We start from the raw sequence: 17,231 nt of genomic DNA on the forward strand, positions 1-17,231 counted from the left end.
TTCACGGTCTGTGCGCATGCGAACCAGAGAAGCGAGGCCAGCGATGAACCTGGGTATGCACAAGGGCACGACTCTGCGGAAGGTCCTGCTCAGCGGTGGGGTGGGCCTGCTGCTCACGGCCGCCGCCTGTTCCGGAGGCTCCGACGACTCCTCCGACGACCCGGCCCTCACCGGCGCGCCGATCAAGGTCGGCCTGTTCAACCCGGACAAGGGGGCGGTGGCGGTCCCCGCGGTGAAGTCCGGGATGGACGCCGGCGTGAAGTACATCGCCAAGGAACTGAAGGGCGTGAAGGGCCGGCCGATCGTGGTCGAGTCCTGCTCGATCGACGGCACCCCCGAGTCCACGATCGGCTGTGCCAACAAGTTCGTCCAGTCCGGCGTCGTCGCGGCCTTCGACGGCTTCAACCTCAGCTCCAGTGCGGGCATCCCCATCCTCGAGGCGGCCAAGATCCCCCTGGTCGGCCAGATCCCGTTCGACCAGACCACCGGCAGCAAGGCGTCCGGACGCGTCTTCTTCGGCTCGCCCCAGGCGTCGTTCCTCGTCGGCGCCCTGCAGGGGTTCAAGGCCGAGGGCAAGACGTCGGCGACCCTGACGCTGGTGGACACCCCCGCCTCGCACAAGACCGTGGACACGCAGTTGAAGCCGCTGGCCGGAGCCATCGGGATCAAGGCGGACGGCCTGTACTTCTCGCCCACGAACCCGAACTTCAGCGCCCTGGCGGCCACGATCAACTCGACCAGGCCCGACGTCGCCGGCCTGATCGCCTCGCCGAACGCCTCGGTGTGCACCCAGCTGATCAAGAGCCTGCGGTCGGTCGGCTACAAGGGCGACATCTTCGTCGCCGCGTGCATGAACTTCATCAAGTCGGACCCGGCGAACGCGCCCGGGGCGACGCTGTACTCGTCGGTGTGGCTGCCCGGTACGGAGAAGTACGCGCCGAAGGCGGCGGCCGACAACCTCAAGGCGGCGACCGGATACATCTCGAAGACCAGCGGCCCCGCCGATTTCTACGCCTACGCCCAGTTCGCCACCGTCGTGGACTTCGCCAAGGCCCTGGCGGCCGCGCCGTCGCTCGACAACCTGACCGGGCAGACCGTGCTGTCCACGCTCAAGGGCCTGAAGGACTTCCCGGCCTTCCTCGGATCCCCGCTCACCTGCGGCAAGGAGACGACGCCGAACTGCACCACGCAGATGCTGCTGTTCTCCGTGCAGAAGGACCTCTCGCTCAAGCCCGTCACCGGTAACTGGATCACCCCGGCGCCGGCGATCCTGGCGAACATCCCCGGCGCCGGCTGAGCCCGCGAACCCGCTATGAACGATCTTCTGCAATTCGCCGTCATCGGCTTCTCCACCGGAGCCGTCTACGCGGTGCTCGGGGCGTCCCTCGTCAGCATCTACGTCGCCACCGGCGTCATCAACTTCGCCCAGGGGTCGGTGGCGCTGTGGGCGGTGTGGCAGACCACGGCGCTCTGCACGAACGGTGTCCTGGTCCTGCCGGTGGGAAGCGTGCGGCTGGGTTCCGGGCCGATGGACGTGTGGCCGGCGGTGCTCATCGGCGCCGCCGGCGGGCTGCTGTGGAGCCTGGCGGCGCACTTCCTGGTGTTCCGTCCGCTGCGCCGGGCCCCGGCCCTCGGGCAGGTGGTCGCATCGGTCGGGGTGATGCTGTTCATCCAGGCCCTGGTCCCGCTCCGGTTCAACACCGCGGCCCTCGGCACCGACCCCGGCGGCCTCCTCCCCCTCCCGGCGCTCACGGCCGGGACGTTCACGCTCGGCGGCGCGACGATCGCGGTCGGCAACCTGATCCTGGCCGCGGCCGCGATCGGGATCGCGGCCGCCCTGGCCGGCTACTTCCGGTTCACCAGGATGGGCATCGCCACCAGGGCGGGCGCCGAGGACGAGCAGGCCCTGCGGCTGATGGGGTACTCGCCGGACCGGCTCGCCGCGTTCGTGTGGGGCGCGACGGGCTTCGCCTCGGGGCTGATCGTGATCCTGGCGGCGCCCGCGATCGGCGGCCTGGACCCGACCAGCTACATGCTGTACGTCGTGCCCGCCCTCGCCGTCGCGCTGGTGGGCCGCCTGACGTCGATCGGGGTCGCCTGCGGCGCCGGCCTGGCCCTCGGCTCCGTCCAGCAGATCCTGCTGTTCCTGACGGCCAAGAGCTGGTGGCCGTCGTGGGCACAGGCCGGCGTCGGCGACGCGATCCCGTTCGTCATCGTCGTGGTGGCGCTGTTCCTGCTCGGCCGCGGCATCCCGGAACGCAGCGCCCACGACGCCGGCGCGCAGGCACCGGTGCGGATTCCGAAGCTCCGGCCGCTGTGGACCGCCGCGCCGGTCGCCGGCACGGCGGTCGCCATCGTCCTCACCACGGGCCAGTGGCGCTTCAGCCTGGTGATGTCGATCATCCTGACGCTGATCGCCGCGTCGGTCGTGCTGCTGACCGGCTACCTCGGGCAGATCTCGCTGACCACGATGGCCTTCGCGGGCGCGGCCGGGTTCGCGCTCTCGAAGCTGACGACCAACGCGGGCGTCCCCTTCCCGCTGTCGATGCTGCTGGCGGCCCTGACCGCGACGGCCCTCGGCATCGTGGTCGGCGTACCGGCGCTGCGGATCCGCGGCGCCCAGCTCGCGGTGGCCACCATCGCGGCGGCACTCGCGATCGAGAGCTTCGTCTTCAACAACCCGGCGATGACCCCCTACACGGGCAATCTGATCAAGGACCCGTCCCTGTTCGGGTTCTCGCTGGCCGTCCGCGAGGGCACCGACCTCATCACGCTGCGGTTCTCGTTCATGGTCCTCGTGATCGTCGTGGTGCTGCTGCTCCTCATGACGCGGCTGCTGTCGGGGGCCACCGGGCGGGCGTTCCTCGCCGTGCGGTCCAACGAACGCGCCGCGGCGGCGGCGGGCGTCAACGTCCCGGCGGTCAAACTGCTCGGCTTCGCGCTGTCGTCGTTCCTGGCCGGAATCGGCGGATGCCTGATCGGCTACAGCCGGGGCCAGCTCTCGGCCGCCTCGTTCACCGTCCTCGTCGGCCTGGCCGTCCTGGCGACCACCTACGTCGGCGACATCACCCGGGTCTCGGGCGCCGTCTTCGCGGGCATCGCCGGACCGCTCGGGCTGCTCTACCTGGTGTTCACCCAGACGATCGACCTGGGCCAGTACTACACGCTCATCGTGGCGGCCGCGATGCTGCTGCGCGTCGTCGTCTTCTCGCCGCACCGCGATGCCGTCCCCGAATGGCTCCTCGTCCGGCGGGCCCGGCGGGCCCGGTGGGCCCCGCCCGGCCCCGCGCAGCCGGCCGCCCCCGACGCGAAGGAGTCCGCCGATGCCCGGTGACCCGAGCCCGCTGCTGCTCACCCGCGACATCTCCGTGCGGTACGGAGGCGTCCGGGCCAACGACCAGGTGTGCATCGACGTCGGCGCCGCGGAGATCGTCGGCCTGATCGGGCCCAACGGCGCGGGGAAGACCACCTTCGTCGACGCCGTCACCGGCTTCGCGCCCCACAGCGGCACGATCGAACTCGGCGGCGTCCGGCTGGACTCGGTGCCCGCGCACCGGCGGCGCCGGCTGGGCCTCGCCCGGACCTGGCAGTCGGGGGAACTGTTCAGCGACCTCACCGTGGCGGAGAACCTCGCCGTCTCGGTCGATCCGCCCGGGTTGCGGGGCCTGGTGGCCGACCTCGGCCGGCGCCGGACGCGGGCCGGCGAGGACATCGAGAAGGCCCTGAGCCTGGTGGGCCTGGAGGCGATGGCCGGACGCCGTCCAGACGAGCTCTCGCTGGGCCGGCAGAAGCTCGCCGGCGTGGCACGGGCCCTGGTCGGCTCCACCCGCGTGCTGCTGCTCGACGAGCCCGCCGCGGGGCTGGACACCGAGGAGAGCGCCGAGTTCGGGCGCGAACTGCGCCGGATCGCGGACTCCGGTCCGGGCGTCCTGCTGATCGACCACGACATGACACTGGTCCTGGACGTCTGCGACCGGGTCTACGTCATGGACTTGGGCGCGATCATCGCCTCCGGCACGCCCGCCGACGTCAGCGGCGACGCCCAAGTGATCGCCGCCTACCTGGGAAGCCCGGTGACCCCGTGACCGAGACGACCGACGCGCTGGAGATCCGCGGGCTCAGCGCCGGCTACCGCGGGGTCCCCGCCATCCGCGACATCGACCTGACGGTCGCGGCCGGATCGATCCTGGCGCTTCTCGGGCCCAACGGCGCGGGGAAGTCCACCACGCTGCGCGCGGCCGCCGGTCTGCTGCCCGCGCTCGGCGGGACGGTGACCGCCGCCGGCACGCCCGTCACCGGGAGCGTCGAGCTCGCCACCCGGTCGGGGCTCTGCCTGATCCCGGACAACCGGGGGGTCTTCCACCGCCTGACCGTCGCCGAGAACCTCCGGCTGGCCAGGGCACGGGGCGGAGTCGAGCCGGCCCTCGACCGGTTCCCGCAGCTGCGGCCCCTGCTGAACCGGCGCTGCGGTCTGCTCTCGGGCGGGGAGCAGCAGCTCCTCGCGATCGCCAAGACCCTGCTGCTGCGGCCGAGGGTCCTGCTCATCGACGAGATGAGCATGGGGCTGTCCCCGGTCGCCGTCCAGCAGATCCTGCCGGAGCTGCGGCGGCTCGCCGACGAGGACGGCACGGCGATCGTGCTCGTCGAGCAGCACATCGACCAGGCGCTCGGCGTCGCCGACGAGGCCGTCGTGCTCCACCACGGCCGGGTGGCGCTCACCGGCCCCGCGGCCGATCTCCGCGAGGACCGGGACCAGGTCCAGCGAGCCTACTTCGGCGACAGGGAACGGTGACACGACCCTTAACGCCCGCCGGCGGGCGGCGGTTCTCCCGGCCGGCCGCCGCCGAGCGCCCCGGAAGTGCATGTTCGAAATCAAGCCTTGACACGGCTCGCGGCATGGTATGCACTCACACCACCGCCTCCTAACAACGACCCGCTCAGGGAGGACGATATCGGCAACTAAATGTTAGCGATAACATTTCATCCTGGTTCTTACTGGCCGCCAGGGGCGCGTATCCCTCTCCCATTGGCGCTCAGGCATGCACGTCGCCTCCTCCTCGATGACGGAGGTCATCGCATTGCCTATGTGAGCGCTAACTCACGACCGCTCCCGGTGCCACGGCAATGCCGCGTTCTCGCGAAATGAAGCCCAGCAGTAGGAAGGAAGGTCCGGACGATGATTCGGTTACTGCTCACGCGCTGGAAAAAGGCCGTGCTGTTCGCGGCGGCAATCGTCGCGCTCGGCGCCGCCAACGTGGTCGGGACGCCGGGTGGGGCGCTGGCGGCGGGGACGCTGCCGTGCGACATCTACGGCTCCGGCGGCACGCCGTGCGTCGCCGCGCACAGCACGACCCGGGCGCTGTTCGGCTCGTACGGCGGACGGCTCTACCAGGTGCGCCGCGCCTCCGACGGCGCCACCCGCGACATCGGCGTGCTCAGCGCCGGCGGCTACGCCGACGCCGGCTCGCAGGACTCCTTCTGCGCGGGCACCGCATGCGTGATCACGATCATCTACGACCAGACGTCCCGGCACAACGATCTGACCCCGGCGCCGCCGGGCGGCGTCGGCGGCCAGGACGACCCCGTGCCCGCGGACGCGCTGCCGGTCACGGCGGGCGGCCACACGGTCTACGGCGCGTCGTTCTCCGGCCGCATGGGATACCGCGACAACTCGACCTCGGGCATCGCGACCGGCAGCCAGCCGGAGGGGATGTACATGGTCACGTCCGGGACGCATTTCAACAGCGGCTGCTGCTTCGACTACGGCAACGCCGAGACCAACAACCTGGACACCGGCAACGGCCACATGGACGCCATCTACTTCGGCACCCTGTGCTGGTTCTCGCCGTGCAACGGGTCGGGGCCGTGGGTGATGGCCGACCTGGAGAACGGGCTGTTCCAGTCCGACAGCGGCGGCAGTGAGAACCCCGGTTACACCGGCAACCGGAATCCGTTCGTGACCGCGACACTGAAGAACAACGGGACGAACTACTTCGCGTTCAAGGACGGCAATGCCCAGACGGGCGGGTTGTCCACGCGCTACTCCGGTGCGCTGCCGACATCGCGTCCGGGCTATTCGCCGATGCACAAGGAAGGCGCGATCATCCTCGGCATCGGCGGCGACAACAGCAACAGCGCCATCGGCAACTTCTTCGAGGGCGTGATGACCTCGGGGCTGCCCGGCGACGCGGCGGAGAACGCCGTCCAGGCCAATATCGTGTCGGTCGGCTACGGCAGTCCGAGCCCGGTCGCGGCGGGCAGCCTCACCCCCGGCTCGACCATCTCGCTGCGCGCGACGACGGCCTGCTGCACCTCCCGCTACATCCGCCATCAGGACGACAACGCCGTCACCTCGGAGATCTCGTCCGGCAGTTCCGCGCTGGACAAGAACGACGGGTCGTGGATCGTGCGGCGGGGGCTCGCGAACAACTCGTGCGTGTCGTTCGAGTCGCGCAACTACCCGGGTGACTTCCTGCGGCATTACAACTACCAGCTCTACCGGCAGCCGATGGACGGAAGCGCGCTGTCCCGCGCCGACGCCACGTTCTGCCCGCAGGCCGGCAAGAGCGGGAGCGGGACGTCCTTCGCCTCCTACAACTACCCGGACCGCTTCATCCGCCATTACAACAACACCGTGTACATCGCCGGCAACGGCGGTTCCCACGACTTCGACGCGTCCGCGAGCTGGGCCGCCGACGTGACGTGGGCCGTCAGTTCTCCCTGGGCTCCCTGACCGGCCGAGACGACGAGAGCCGCCCCAGGCCCGGGGGCGGCTCTCGTCCTGTGCCCTACGTGTTCTCAGGTCACTTCTGGTCCATGACCGTGGCCAGGTACTCCTCGGTTTTGGCGGGGTCGAGAAGCCAGTTGGCGAAGTCGCCGGGATTGGCGTAGCCGTAGGCGAAGCGGTAGGCGACCGCCTCGTTCTCGGCGGCGATCGCGAGGACCTTCTGGACGTGCTCGGGCAGCGGCCCGAGCATCATGTTCGTGTAGGCGGTGGGGTACTGCGCGTACTGCCAGTAGGTCTCGAAGGTCTGCCGCATCCAGGCGGGGTCGAAGGGCCGGTCGCCGTGCCGGAGGATCGCCTGGAAGTAGGTCTCGGCGCACCGCACCGCGTTGTTGGAGCCTTGGCCGGTGCACGGATCGTTGGCGACGACGACGTCCGCCATGCCGAGGACGTGCGCGGTCGGCGACAGCGTCCCGACGGGATGCCGGACGACGGGTGCGTAGCCCCCGTACAGCGTGCAGCGCGCGTCGGTGGGTTCGGCGTCCACCGTGCGTTCGTACTCCCACGGCACGTACTGCCGCATGAGGTCGAGGGTGCGGGCGAGGTGGTCGGCGGGGCTCGGACGGTCGTCCCAGCAGTCGAACGGGCCGCCCGGGACCGCCTCCCACAGCAGGATGTCGCAGGGACCGCTGCCCGTGTAGCCCGGCATGAAGAACATTTCACCGACCCCGGGCGTGGCGGTGATGCGCACGTGCGGCTCGGGGTGGTCGGGCCACGGCGTCATCCCGTGCAGGTAGATGCACGACAGTTTCCGCTGCGGTCGGTCGTACGGCGAGCGGCTCGCGTCCCGGTCGAACAGCTCCACCAGCTCGCCCTTGCCCGCCGCGATGATCGTCAGGTCGTAGAGCGCGGCCAGGCCCTCCAGGTCGGACGTCATCACGCTGTGGTAGACGGCGGTGCCGCCGCGCTCCTCGAACAGCTCCAGCCAGCCGGCCATCTTGACCCGCTGGTCCACCGACTGCGCGTAGTGGTCCCAGCGCCCGAGGGTCTGGAACGCGCGGGTGCCGGGCGGGGCCGCGACGGTGGCGCGCTGCGCGACGATCCGGGGGGCGCGGTCCTCCCACAGGTTCAGGCCGCGGTCGCGCTCGATCTGGAGCTGCGGCCAGAAGATGCACTGCGTGGACATGATGCGGCCGCCGCGGATCTCGTCCGGCGTCCGCGCCGACATCACCGTGACCTCGTAGCCCTCGGCCTGCAGGCTCAGGGCCAGCTGCAGGCCGGCCTGCCCCGCTCCGACGATCAGGATCCTGCGCATTGTCTCCTCCTCGGGAGTCAGCGGGCGGCCGGCTCGCGGCCCGTGGTGCGGCCCGTGGTGCGGTCCAGGGTGTGGCCGAGCGTCCTGGTCAGGACGTCGACGGCCGAGGCCCGGTCGCGGGCGTCGCAGCTGACGAGGGGGACGTCCGCGTCCAGGCGCAGCGCCTCCCGCACCTGCCCGAGCGGGTGGGTCTGCCGCCCGTCGAACAGGTTCGCCGCCACGATGAACGGGACGTCGGAGTCGTTCTCGAAGTAGTTGACGGCCGCGAACGAGACGTCCAGCCGCCGGGTGTCGACCAGGACGACGGCGCCGCTCGCCCCGCGGCACAGGTCGTCCCACATGGGCCAGAACCGCGGCTGGCCGGGCGTGCCGAACAGGTACAGCACCAGGTCGGACGCCAGGGTGACGCGGCCGAAGTCCATCGCGACGGTCGTGGTCGTCTTGCCGGCGCCGCCACCGCCCCTGGCGCCGTCGTCGAGCGCGTCGACGGTCTTGGCCGCCTGCGTCATCCACGCCTCGGTGTTCACCGGCGGGATCTCCGAGATGGCCTCGACGAGGGTGGTCTTGCCGACGCCGAACCCGCCCGCGACGACGAGCTTCACCGAGGTCATGCCGCGGCGCGGCGCAATGCCGGGCGACGGCCTCGGCCCGGACGGGTCAGGCGAGCTCGCGTAGACCATCGATCACTCTTCCCAGGACGTGCGGGTCGTACGGCGAGGCGCCCTCCGCGAGGATCTCGATCCGGTCGCCGGCGGCCAGGTCGGCGAGGAGGACGCGGGTGACTCCGAGCGGCACCCCGCAGTGCGCGGACAGTTCGGCGACCGACTCGGCGACGGCGTGCACCCGCTCGTACAGCGCCCTGGCCTCGGGCAGCAGCCGCTCGGCGAACGCCGCGTCGTAGCCGCCGCCGGAGACGAGGGTGTGCACCAGCAGGTGGCGGCGGCCGCGCGTCCGCCCGCCGGTCAGCACGTAGGGCCGCACCCACGGGTTGGCGCTCATGACGTCGCCCGCTCGGTCATGCGGCGCAGGTCGTCGCGCATCTGCGGGGTGAGGACGTGCCCGACGGCGTGCACGAACTTGGTCATCTCGTGGGCGACGCCGCCGAGGTTCGCGCCCTCGCCGACCAGGACCACCAGGCCGGCGAGCTGCCCGATGCCCATGAACAGCAGGTGCCCGGACGCGAACTTCAGCATGACCTGGTCGCAGCCGCCCGCGCCGACGTGCTTGGCGATGTTGTTGCCGAGGCTGATCATGCCGCTGGTCAGCGCGGCCATCGGATCGACGAACTCCGACGGCATCGGGCCGGACTGGACGAGCGCGAGGCCGTCCGACGACACGATCAGCGCCAGCGTGACGCCGGGGGTCGCGGCGGCGAACTGCTCCAGCAGCCAGCCGAAGTCCTGGGGGCCCTTGGGCCCGGTGGCGGCGATGCTCGTCACTGCCGTCCTTCCTCCCGTTCGCCCGCGGCGGGCTCGTCTGCGTCACGGCGCGTCCCGGCGGAGAAGGCGTCCAGGTCGGCGGCGAACGAGCCGGCGCCGGACGCCGCAGGCCCGCCACCGGACGCCGCGTTCTGGGCTTGTGCGGGTCTCGGGCCGACCGGGCGCAGGCTCGCGCGTTCCCGCCGCGGCAGCCCGCCGAGATCGGTCGCCGTCCCGCCGACGGGGGTCGCCGCCTCCGGCTCCGGGCGTTCCGCGCCGCGCGCCATGGCGAGATGCGCCATCCCCGCGAACGCCTCGCCGGAGCGCGGGCCGGCGGAGGCGCCGGGCTCGTCCGCCGGGATCTCGCAGAGGAGCACCGGCGGGACGGTCACCATGGCGACGGTCCCGCCCGCCCTGGCCGCGAGCCGGACGCCGACGCCGTGCCTGCGCGCCAGCCGGTGTACCACGGGGAAGCCCGTGGACCGGGCGATCTCCCCCGTCATCGGTGGCACGGGCCCGGCGAGCGTGGCGTTCAGCCCGTCCAGCTGGGCGGGCGCCATGCCGATGCCGGAGTCCTCGATCCGGATCATGACGCCGCCGTCGTCGAGCAGGCGGGCGCTGACGGTCACGTTCCCCGGCGAGTACCTGGTGGCGTTGTCCAGGAGCGCGGCGACGAGGGAGGCGAGGTCCTCCGCCGCGTAGGCGGGGACCGCGAGGTCCACCACGCGCAGGATCGAGACCTGCCGGTACTGCTCGATGGACGATTCGGCCATCCGCACGACGTCCAGCAGGGAGGTGTCCGGGCCGGAGAGCGACTCGCCGTCCCGCCCGGCGAGCACCCGCAGGTCGCGGGCGGCACGCCGCATCCGGGTCACGCCGTGGTCGATCTTGTAGAGGGCCTCCAGGCGGTCCGGGTCCTCCTCGCTCTCCTCCAGCAGGTTCATCGCCGGGCGCATTTTCTCGGCGAGGACGAGGAAGTGCAGGCAGAATCGTTCGCACAACTCCGGCCACGCGTCCGGATCACTCTGCGGACCGGGAATCATGACGTCCGGAACCGCCATTTGCGGCGGCGGCGAAACGGGTTCCGGAGCGGGCGCGCGGTAATCGGGCGGCAGATGGACCGCCGGATATCCGGTCGCCGGCCTGCGCCTCCACCAGTTCACCGGCGCGCTCCGGCCGGTAAGGCGGACGCGTCGACGTACCGGCCGATCCGGCGTTTCCTCACAACGGCCTCTCCACCTGGGCGCGAGCAGCGGGCAGCACGGCAGGGGCGCGGTGGGGGCGAGCGGGAACCGCCGTCTGCCGGGGCACCGGTAAGAGTGGCACAACGGCGGCCGACGATCAACGCATTCGGGCGGCCTGAGCGTTATATACGGCAATTGGCGAAATCTAACGTTTGTCGCCCATAACCCCCGCCCGGAATGCCGAATCCGCAGGTAGTGCGCTCAGCGGCCGGGCGACAGCGACTCCGCACCCGTGGCGGTGAACGGGGCGCGGGCACTGGGGACGCCGGTCTCGGCCCGGCCGCCGGTCTCGTAGCGGAAGGCGAACGGGATGCCCGCCGCGGCGAGCGGCCCGGGGCGGTCCATGAGGTGGAAGTGCAGGTGCGGCTCGGAGGTGTTGCCGGAGTTGCCGACCTCGCCGAGCACGTCGCCCGCCCGGACGCGGTCGCCCTTCCCCACGCGGACGGACCCGCGGCGCAGGTGCGCGAACACCGCGTACACGCCGCCGCCCAGGTCGAGGGTGACGGAGTTTCCGACGACGAACCGCCCGCCCGACAGGGTCAGCAGCGAGAGCAGCTGCCGGAAGACCATGCCCTCGACCAGCAGGTACAGGAAGCCGGGCCAGGAGTTCCGGCTCCAGTGGTCGCGCTGCCATCCGCTCGCCTGGACGACGACGCCGTCCGCCGGGGCGTGGACGTCCTGCCCGAACGCCGGGAACGTCTCCGGGCGCGCCGCGAGCGGCCACCGGCGGAGCGCGGTCCACGCCCGTCCGGGATCGGGCACGTGGACGAGGTCGATCGCGTACGTCTGGCCCAGTTCGTGCGTCCCGTGGCTGGGCACCTTGTCGGCGGGGCTGTTGACCGCCGTCCAGCGTCCCCGCACCGGGCTGCGCACCACGACGGGCTCGCGGTCCGGGCCGCCGCCGGCCACGAAGAACAGCACGGTCCCCGCGACGATCAGGACGAGCCCGGCCCACCAGACCGCGCCGACGCCGTGCAGGGGTTCGGTGAAGCACACCAGCAGTCCGAGCAGCAGGAGCACCGTCCGGAAGCGGGCGATCGTCCTGAGCATCTGTCTTCTCCGATCGGTCGGTCAGCGGCGGGCCGCCGCCAGCACGGCGAGCAGCGGCACCACCCGTTCGCCCGGGACGCTGTACTGCCCGCGCGCGGTGGTGCGCAACCAGCCGGCCGCGACGAGCTGCCGCAGGTGGTGGTAGAGCTGGCCGGTCGTGCCGAGGCGTTCGTGCGCGGCCAGCTCGGCGGTGGTGCGGGAGCCCTGGAGGATCTCGCGGAGCAGCAGCAGCCGCACCGGATGCGCCAGCGCGCTCAGCGTCTCGGCGGCCTGCGACCAGTCGTCGGCCAGCAGGTCGTCCACCGGGTGGCCCTGCTGCCACTCGTAGTGCTCGCCGGCCGGCAGCGTCACCGCGCCGGTGAACAGCACGCCGCCGGGGTCGGCGACGCGGTCCTTCAGGCCGTCCAGCGCCCAGAAGGCGCCGTCGGGACGCTCCCCTTCGGCGGCCGGGCGCGGCCCTTCCAGCCGTGCCACCCGCTCCTCCAGGCGCGCGACGCGTTCCGCCAGGGTCTCCTCAGCCACGACTCCAATATTACGTAATTACGTAGAAGTGGCAAATCCAACGGCGGACGCGCACGGGCGGCGTCGTGATTCGAAATCTTTCGAAGTGATGATCAAGCTTCAGGGTTGTTTTGTGGCGTTCTGACCACTGAAAGCCGGTGGAAACGGTTGACGGTAGGGGCGCTCGGGGTTACTTTCCTGTCTACTCTCGAAAAGATATCGAAAAGTTTCGAGGCCGCTCCCCCACTGAGGAGACCGCCGATGGGCAGATCCCCGCGGACGTGGAAAGTCCTCCTGACCCTGGTCCCTACCGTCGTCGCCTTCACCGCCGTGCCCGCCGCCGCGATGGCGGCCGCCGGGCCGGCGGGCCGCGGAAAGCCCCGCCACGCCGATCCGGCGTCCTACATCTCGTTCCGCGACGGGCGCGGGTACTTCCCGCTCGTCGAGCACGGCAGGGCCGCGCCGCTGGTGGTCAGCGGCGCGGACTTCCCCGGCGTCGTGCGCGCCGTCGGCGACCTCCAGTCCGACATCGAGCGCGTGACCGGCGTGAAGCCGCAGGTCACACAGGACGAGACGCCGTCCGGGCGGGACGTCGTCATCGTCGGGACGATCGGCAGGAGCCCGCTCATCAACGACCTCGTCTCGTCCGGGAAGCTCGACGTGAAGGGCATCGCGGGCAAGTGGGAGACGACGCTCGAACAGGTCGTGGAGCACCCGATGCCGGGCGTGCGCCGCGCGTTCGTGATCGCCGGCAGCGACCAGCGCGGGACGATCTACGGCGCGTACGACGTCTCGAAGAACATCGGCGTCTCACCCTGGTACTTCTGGGACGACGTCCCCTCCCAGCACCGGCGCGCGCTGTATGTGAAGCCGGGGCGGCACACCCAGGGCACGCCCGCGGTGAAGTACCGGGGCTTCTTCATCAATGACGAGAACCCGGCGCTGAACCGGTGGGCGCCGAAGTTCTTCGGGAACGGCAAGGCGCCCGGCTATCCGAACGGCTTCAACCACGAGTTCTACGCCAAGATCTTCGAGACGATGCTCCGGCTGAAGGCCAACTACCTGTGGCCGGCGGTCTGGGGACGGGCGTTCGCCGAGGACGATCCGCTGAACCACGCGACCGCGAAGAAGTACGGCGTGGTCATGGGGACGTCCCATGAGGCGCCGATGATGCGCGGCATCGAGGAGTGGAACCGGCACGCCGTCCCGGCGCAACGGGACGCGGACGGCGACATCGTCAAGCCCGGCCACGACCCCTACGGGGGCACGGGCGAATGGAGCTACCGCCGGAACGCCGCCGCCATCGAGAAATACTGGAAAGACGGCGTCCAGCGGATGGTCGACGAGGAGTTCGAAGGCGTCGTCACGCTCGGCATGCGCGGGAACGGCGACGTCGGCCTCCCGGACGGCGACGGCATCGAACTGATGCAGAACATCATCGCCAAGGAGCGCGGGATCCTCGGCGAGGTCACCGGCAAGGACCCGGCCGCCACCCCGCAGGTGTGGACGCTCTACAAGGAGGTCCAGCGGTACTGGGACCGGGGGATGCGCGTGCCCGACGACGTCACGGTCGTCTTCACCGACGACAACTGGGGCAACATGCGCAAGATGCCCGACCGGAGCCTGCCGGCGCGCAGCGGCGGGTACGGGCTCTACTACCACTTCGACTACGTCGGCGGCGGCCGGAACTACAAGTGGGTCGACACCGCGCAGCTCGGCAACACGTGGGAGCAGTTGCACCAGTCGTACCAGTACGGCATCCGCAACCTGTGGGTGGCGAACGTCGGCGACATGAAGAACGACGAGCTGCCGCTCCAGTTCTTCCTCGACTACGCGTGGAACCCCGACAAGTGGCCGCTGCAGAGCCTCAGGGAATGGGAGCGGCAGTACGCGGCGCAGAACTTCGGTACCGAGCACGCGGACGAGATCGCCGACGTCCTCGACGAGTACGGGAACCTCCAGGCGCTGCGCAAGCCGGAACTGCTGAACCGCCGCATCACCGTCGACCCGGACAAGGACCTTCCGACCGACTCCAGCGCGGTCGTCTACGACGACGAGCAGACGCCGTTCTACCTGAACCAGTACCGAGAAATGGCGACTGTCACCGCCCGGTGGAAGCGGCTGGCAGCGCAAGCTGAACAGATACGGGAACGGCTGCCCGACGCATACCAGGACGCCTACTACCAGCTCGTCTACTACCAGGTGAAAGCGACCGCGAACCTGTACGAACTGCGGGACGCCGAGTTCACCAACATCCTCTACGCGAAGCAGGGGCGGGCGGCCACCAACGAGTACGCCGACCTCGCCGAGGCCCGTTTCGCCGACGACCAGGCGATGTCGAACCACTACAACACCGGGCTCGCCGGCGGGAAATGGGACGGCTTCCAGAGCCAGCCGCACATCGGCTACGGCGACGTCGAGCGGTACGGCCCGAACGCGCCCTGGCAGCAGCCCGAGCGCGACAACGTGGCCCTGCCGGACGAGATCTTCCCCAAGCTCCAGCGGATCGACGTCCCGGACGGCGCCGACATGGGCGTCGCCGTCGACGGCTCCGGCGACTGGTGGCCGAACGCGAAGTCCGAGGCCGTCCTGCCGGAGTTCAGCCCCTACCAGAGCGGCCCCGCGCAGTACATCGAGGTGTTCAACCGCGGGTCCGACCCGTTCCAGTACCGGATCACCCCGGGCGAGCCGTGGGTGCGCGTCACCCATGACAGGGGCCGCGTCGACAAGCAGATCCGGGCGACGGTGTCGATCGACTGGTCGCGCGCGCCGAAGGGGACCAGCCGCGTGCCCATCGAGATCTCCGGACCGGACGGCCGCACCGTGACCGTCCAGGCCGTCGTGAAGAAGCCGGAGTCCTATAGGGCGCACGGTTTCGTCGAGGCCGGCGGCTACGTCTCCATGAACGCCGACCATTACAGCCGCGCGACCGACACGCGAGCGGCGCAATGGAAGCGCGTCCCCGGAGTGGGCCGCACCGACGCCGGAATGGAACCGTTCCCCGTCACCGCGTCCAGCCAGCAGCCCGGTAAGGGCCCGCGCCTCGAATACGACATGACGCTGACCACCACCGGCCCGGTGAAGGTCTGGGTCTACATGTCGCCGAGGAACAGCGTCCTCTCCACCGAGGGCCTGAAATACGCCGTCTCGCTCGATGACGAAGAGCCGCAGGTCGTGAACGCCACGACGCAGACCGGCGCGAACGACACCACCATGAACAAGCAGTGGGAGCGGAACACGTCCGACAACGTGAACCGCACCGTCACGACCCACACCATCACCGAATCGGGGACGCACACCCTGAAGCTCTGGATGGTCGATCCCACGGTCGTCGTGCAGAAGATCGTGGTCGACACCGGAGGACTCAGGACCTCTTATCTCGGGCCCCCGGAAAGCCGGCGGGCCGGGTTTCGCTCGACCCCCACTCTCCTAGGAGGAACGAAACCATGAGAAAGGCACTCACCGCGGTGCTGGGAGCAGTGTCGCTGCTCCTCGCGATGCTGGTGGCCGTCGCGCTCCCCGCGTCGGCGGCCCCCGGCACGCTCGGCGAGGCGGCCGCCGCCAAGGGCCGCGTCTTCGGGACCGCCACCGCCCAGGGCCACATGGGCGAGTCGGCGTACGCCGCCACGCTCGACCGCGAGTTCAACCAGCTCACGCCCGAGAACGAGATGAAGTGGGACACCACCGAGCCGTCCCGCGGCTCGTTCAACTTCAGCGCGGCCGACCAGCTCGTCAGCCACGCGCAGGCGCACAGCATGAAGATCCGCGGGCACACGCTGGTGTGGCACAGCCAGCTGCCGGACTGGGTCGGCAACATCTCCTCCCGCGACGACCTGCTCGGCGTCATGCGCAACCACATCGCGAAGGAGGCCGGCCACTTCGCCGGGAAGATCAGCTACTGGGACGTCGTGAACGAGGCGTTCCAGGACGGTTCCGGCGCCCGCCGCGACTCGGTCTTCCAGCGCGTCATCGGCGACGGCTACATCGAGGAGGCGTTCCGGGCGGCACGCCAGGCCGACCCCACCGCCAAGCTCTGCTACAACGACTACAACATCGACGGCCAGAACGCGAAGAGCAATGCCGTCTACTCCATGGTGAAGGACTTTAAGGCGCGCGGCGTCCCGATCGACTGCGTCGGGCTCCAGGCGCACCTGACGCTGGGCAACGTCCCGTCCGACATGCAGGCCAACATGGAGCGGTTCGCGGCGCTGGGCGTGGACGTCCACATCACCGAGCTCGACATCCGCATGAACACCCCGGCGGACGGCTCCAAGCTCGCCACCCAGGCGAACGACTACAAGAAGGTCGTCTCCGCCTGCCTCGCCGTGTCGCGCTGCACCGTCATCACCGTGTGGGGCATCACCGACAAGTACTCGTGGGTCCCCGACACGTTCCCCGGCGAGGGCGCCGCACTGCTCTTCGACGACAACTACAACAAGAAGCCCGCGTACGACGCGGCCCTCGAAGCGCTGGGCGGCACCTCCGACGGCGGCGGGGACGACGGGGGCGGCGATGACGGGGGCGGCGACGGCACCGTCACCTGCGCCTACACCCGCACCTCGCAGTGGAACAACGGCTTCAACGGCCAGGTCGTCGTCACCGCGGGCAGCAGCGCGGTCAGCTCCTGGACGGTCGTCATGACCCTGAACTCCGGCCAGACGATCTCCGCCCTCTGGAACGGCAGCGCCAGCACCAGCGGCAGCGTCGTCACCGTCAAGCCGGTCGGCTGGAACGCGAACCTGGCGCCGGGCAGCTCCGCGTCGTTCGGCTTCACCGCGAGCGCGCCGGGCGGCAACGTCTCCAACCCGTCCATCACCTGCGGTACACCCTGACCACTGCCAACACCCTGACAACTGTGGACGCCGGCACGGCGGCAGCTCCCAGGCCGCCGTGCCGGACCGTTTCCGGAGCCGTTCCCCGGAATCTCTGACGGCCGGGACATACATGCACTATCACGGGTAGGTCGAAGTAAGCCGCGA

The 17,231-nt window shown here is 70.5% G+C and carries 14 protein-coding genes; 7 read left to right on the forward strand and 7 right to left on the reverse strand.

Going from position 1 to position 17,231, the window contains the following annotated elements; all coding sequences use genetic code 11:
- Positions 1-43 precede the first annotated feature (43 nt).
- The 5 genes from ABZ806_RS00910 (at position 44) to ABZ806_RS00930 (ending at position 6,733) form a co-directional block, all read left to right on the forward strand.
- On the forward strand, positions 44-1,297 hold the full coding sequence (locus tag ABZ806_RS00910) for an ABC transporter substrate-binding protein (RefSeq protein WP_500214365.1): 1,254 nt from the start codon (positions 44-46) through the stop codon (positions 1,295-1,297).
- A 15-nt stretch (positions 1,298-1,312) separates the two neighbouring features.
- Positions 1,313-3,334: a branched-chain amino acid ABC transporter permease gene (locus tag ABZ806_RS00915; RefSeq protein ID WP_500214367.1), complete on the forward strand. Its 2,022-nt coding sequence runs from the start codon at positions 1,313-1,315 to the stop codon at positions 3,332-3,334.
- Entirely contained in the window at positions 3,324-4,085 is a 762-nt protein-coding gene (locus tag ABZ806_RS00920) for an ABC transporter ATP-binding protein (protein ID WP_500214369.1), read from the forward strand. Before ABZ806_RS00915 ends, ABZ806_RS00920 begins: the two co-directional genes overlap by 11 nt.
- Entirely contained in the window at positions 4,082-4,792 is a 711-nt protein-coding gene (locus tag ABZ806_RS00925) for an ABC transporter ATP-binding protein (RefSeq protein WP_500214371.1), read from the forward strand. The genes ABZ806_RS00920 and ABZ806_RS00925 overlap by 4 nt, the downstream gene beginning before the upstream one ends.
- A gap of 384 nt (positions 4,793-5,176) precedes the next feature.
- A complete protein-coding gene (locus ABZ806_RS00930) occupies positions 5,177-6,733 on the forward strand; it encodes an alpha-L-arabinofuranosidase B (RefSeq protein WP_500214373.1) in 1,557 nt (518 codons plus the stop codon).
- Positions 6,734-6,803: 70 nt separating this feature from the next.
- On the opposite strand, the gene ABZ806_RS00935 is transcribed toward ABZ806_RS00930, so the two are convergent.
- The 7 genes from ABZ806_RS00935 to ABZ806_RS00965 all read right to left on the reverse strand — a co-directional run bounded on the left by ABZ806_RS00935 (position 6,804) and on the right by ABZ806_RS00965 (position 12,273).
- The gene (locus tag ABZ806_RS00935) at positions 6,804-8,039 is read right to left on the reverse strand and encodes a styrene monooxygenase/indole monooxygenase family protein (protein ID WP_500214375.1); all 1,236 of its coding nucleotides are present in this window, start codon (positions 8,037-8,039) and stop codon (positions 6,804-6,806) included.
- 17 nt (positions 8,040-8,056) lie between these two features.
- Positions 8,057-8,650 carry a GTP-binding protein gene (locus ABZ806_RS00940; protein WP_500214467.1) on the reverse strand — a complete coding sequence of 198 codons (594 nt, stop codon included), beginning with the start codon at positions 8,648-8,650 and terminating at the stop codon, positions 8,057-8,059.
- 46 nt (positions 8,651-8,696) lie between these two features.
- Entirely contained in the window at positions 8,697-9,038 is a 342-nt protein-coding gene (locus ABZ806_RS00945; protein WP_500214377.1) for a DUF742 domain-containing protein, read from the reverse strand.
- The gene (locus ABZ806_RS00950) at positions 9,035-9,478 is read right to left on the reverse strand and encodes a roadblock/LC7 domain-containing protein (protein ID WP_500214379.1); all 444 of its coding nucleotides are present in this window, start codon (positions 9,476-9,478) and stop codon (positions 9,035-9,037) included. The genes ABZ806_RS00945 and ABZ806_RS00950 overlap by 4 nt, the downstream gene beginning before the upstream one ends.
- The gene (locus ABZ806_RS00955) at positions 9,475-10,500 is read right to left on the reverse strand and encodes a sensor histidine kinase (protein ID WP_500214380.1); all 1,026 of its coding nucleotides are present in this window, start codon (positions 10,498-10,500) and stop codon (positions 9,475-9,477) included. The genes ABZ806_RS00950 and ABZ806_RS00955 overlap by 4 nt, the downstream gene beginning before the upstream one ends.
- A 402-nt stretch (positions 10,501-10,902) precedes the next feature.
- Positions 10,903-11,751 carry a peptidoglycan DD-metalloendopeptidase family protein gene (locus tag ABZ806_RS00960; protein ID WP_500214382.1) on the reverse strand — a complete coding sequence of 283 codons (849 nt, stop codon included), beginning with the start codon at positions 11,749-11,751 and terminating at the stop codon, positions 10,903-10,905.
- 21 nt (positions 11,752-11,772) lie between these two features.
- Positions 11,773-12,273, reverse strand: coding sequence for an ArsR/SmtB family transcription factor (locus ABZ806_RS00965; RefSeq protein WP_500214384.1), 501 nt, complete (start codon positions 12,271-12,273; stop codon positions 11,773-11,775).
- A 240-nt stretch (positions 12,274-12,513) separates the two neighbouring features.
- Between ABZ806_RS00965 and ABZ806_RS00970 the strand changes: the two genes are divergently transcribed.
- Positions 12,514-15,702, forward strand: coding sequence for a glycosyl hydrolase 115 family protein (locus ABZ806_RS00970; RefSeq protein ID WP_500214386.1), 3,189 nt, complete (start codon positions 12,514-12,516; stop codon positions 15,700-15,702).
- Positions 15,699-17,084 carry a glycoside hydrolase family 10 protein gene (locus ABZ806_RS00975; protein ID WP_500214387.1) on the forward strand — a complete coding sequence of 462 codons (1,386 nt, stop codon included), beginning with the start codon at positions 15,699-15,701 and terminating at the stop codon, positions 17,082-17,084. The genes ABZ806_RS00970 and ABZ806_RS00975 overlap by 4 nt, the downstream gene beginning before the upstream one ends.
- The last annotated feature ends 147 nt before the right edge of the window (positions 17,085-17,231 follow it).

The organism is Spirillospora sp. NPDC047418 (genome assembly GCF_040643275.1).
Classification (GTDB): Bacteria; Actinomycetota; Actinomycetes; order Streptosporangiales; family Streptosporangiaceae; genus Spirillospora.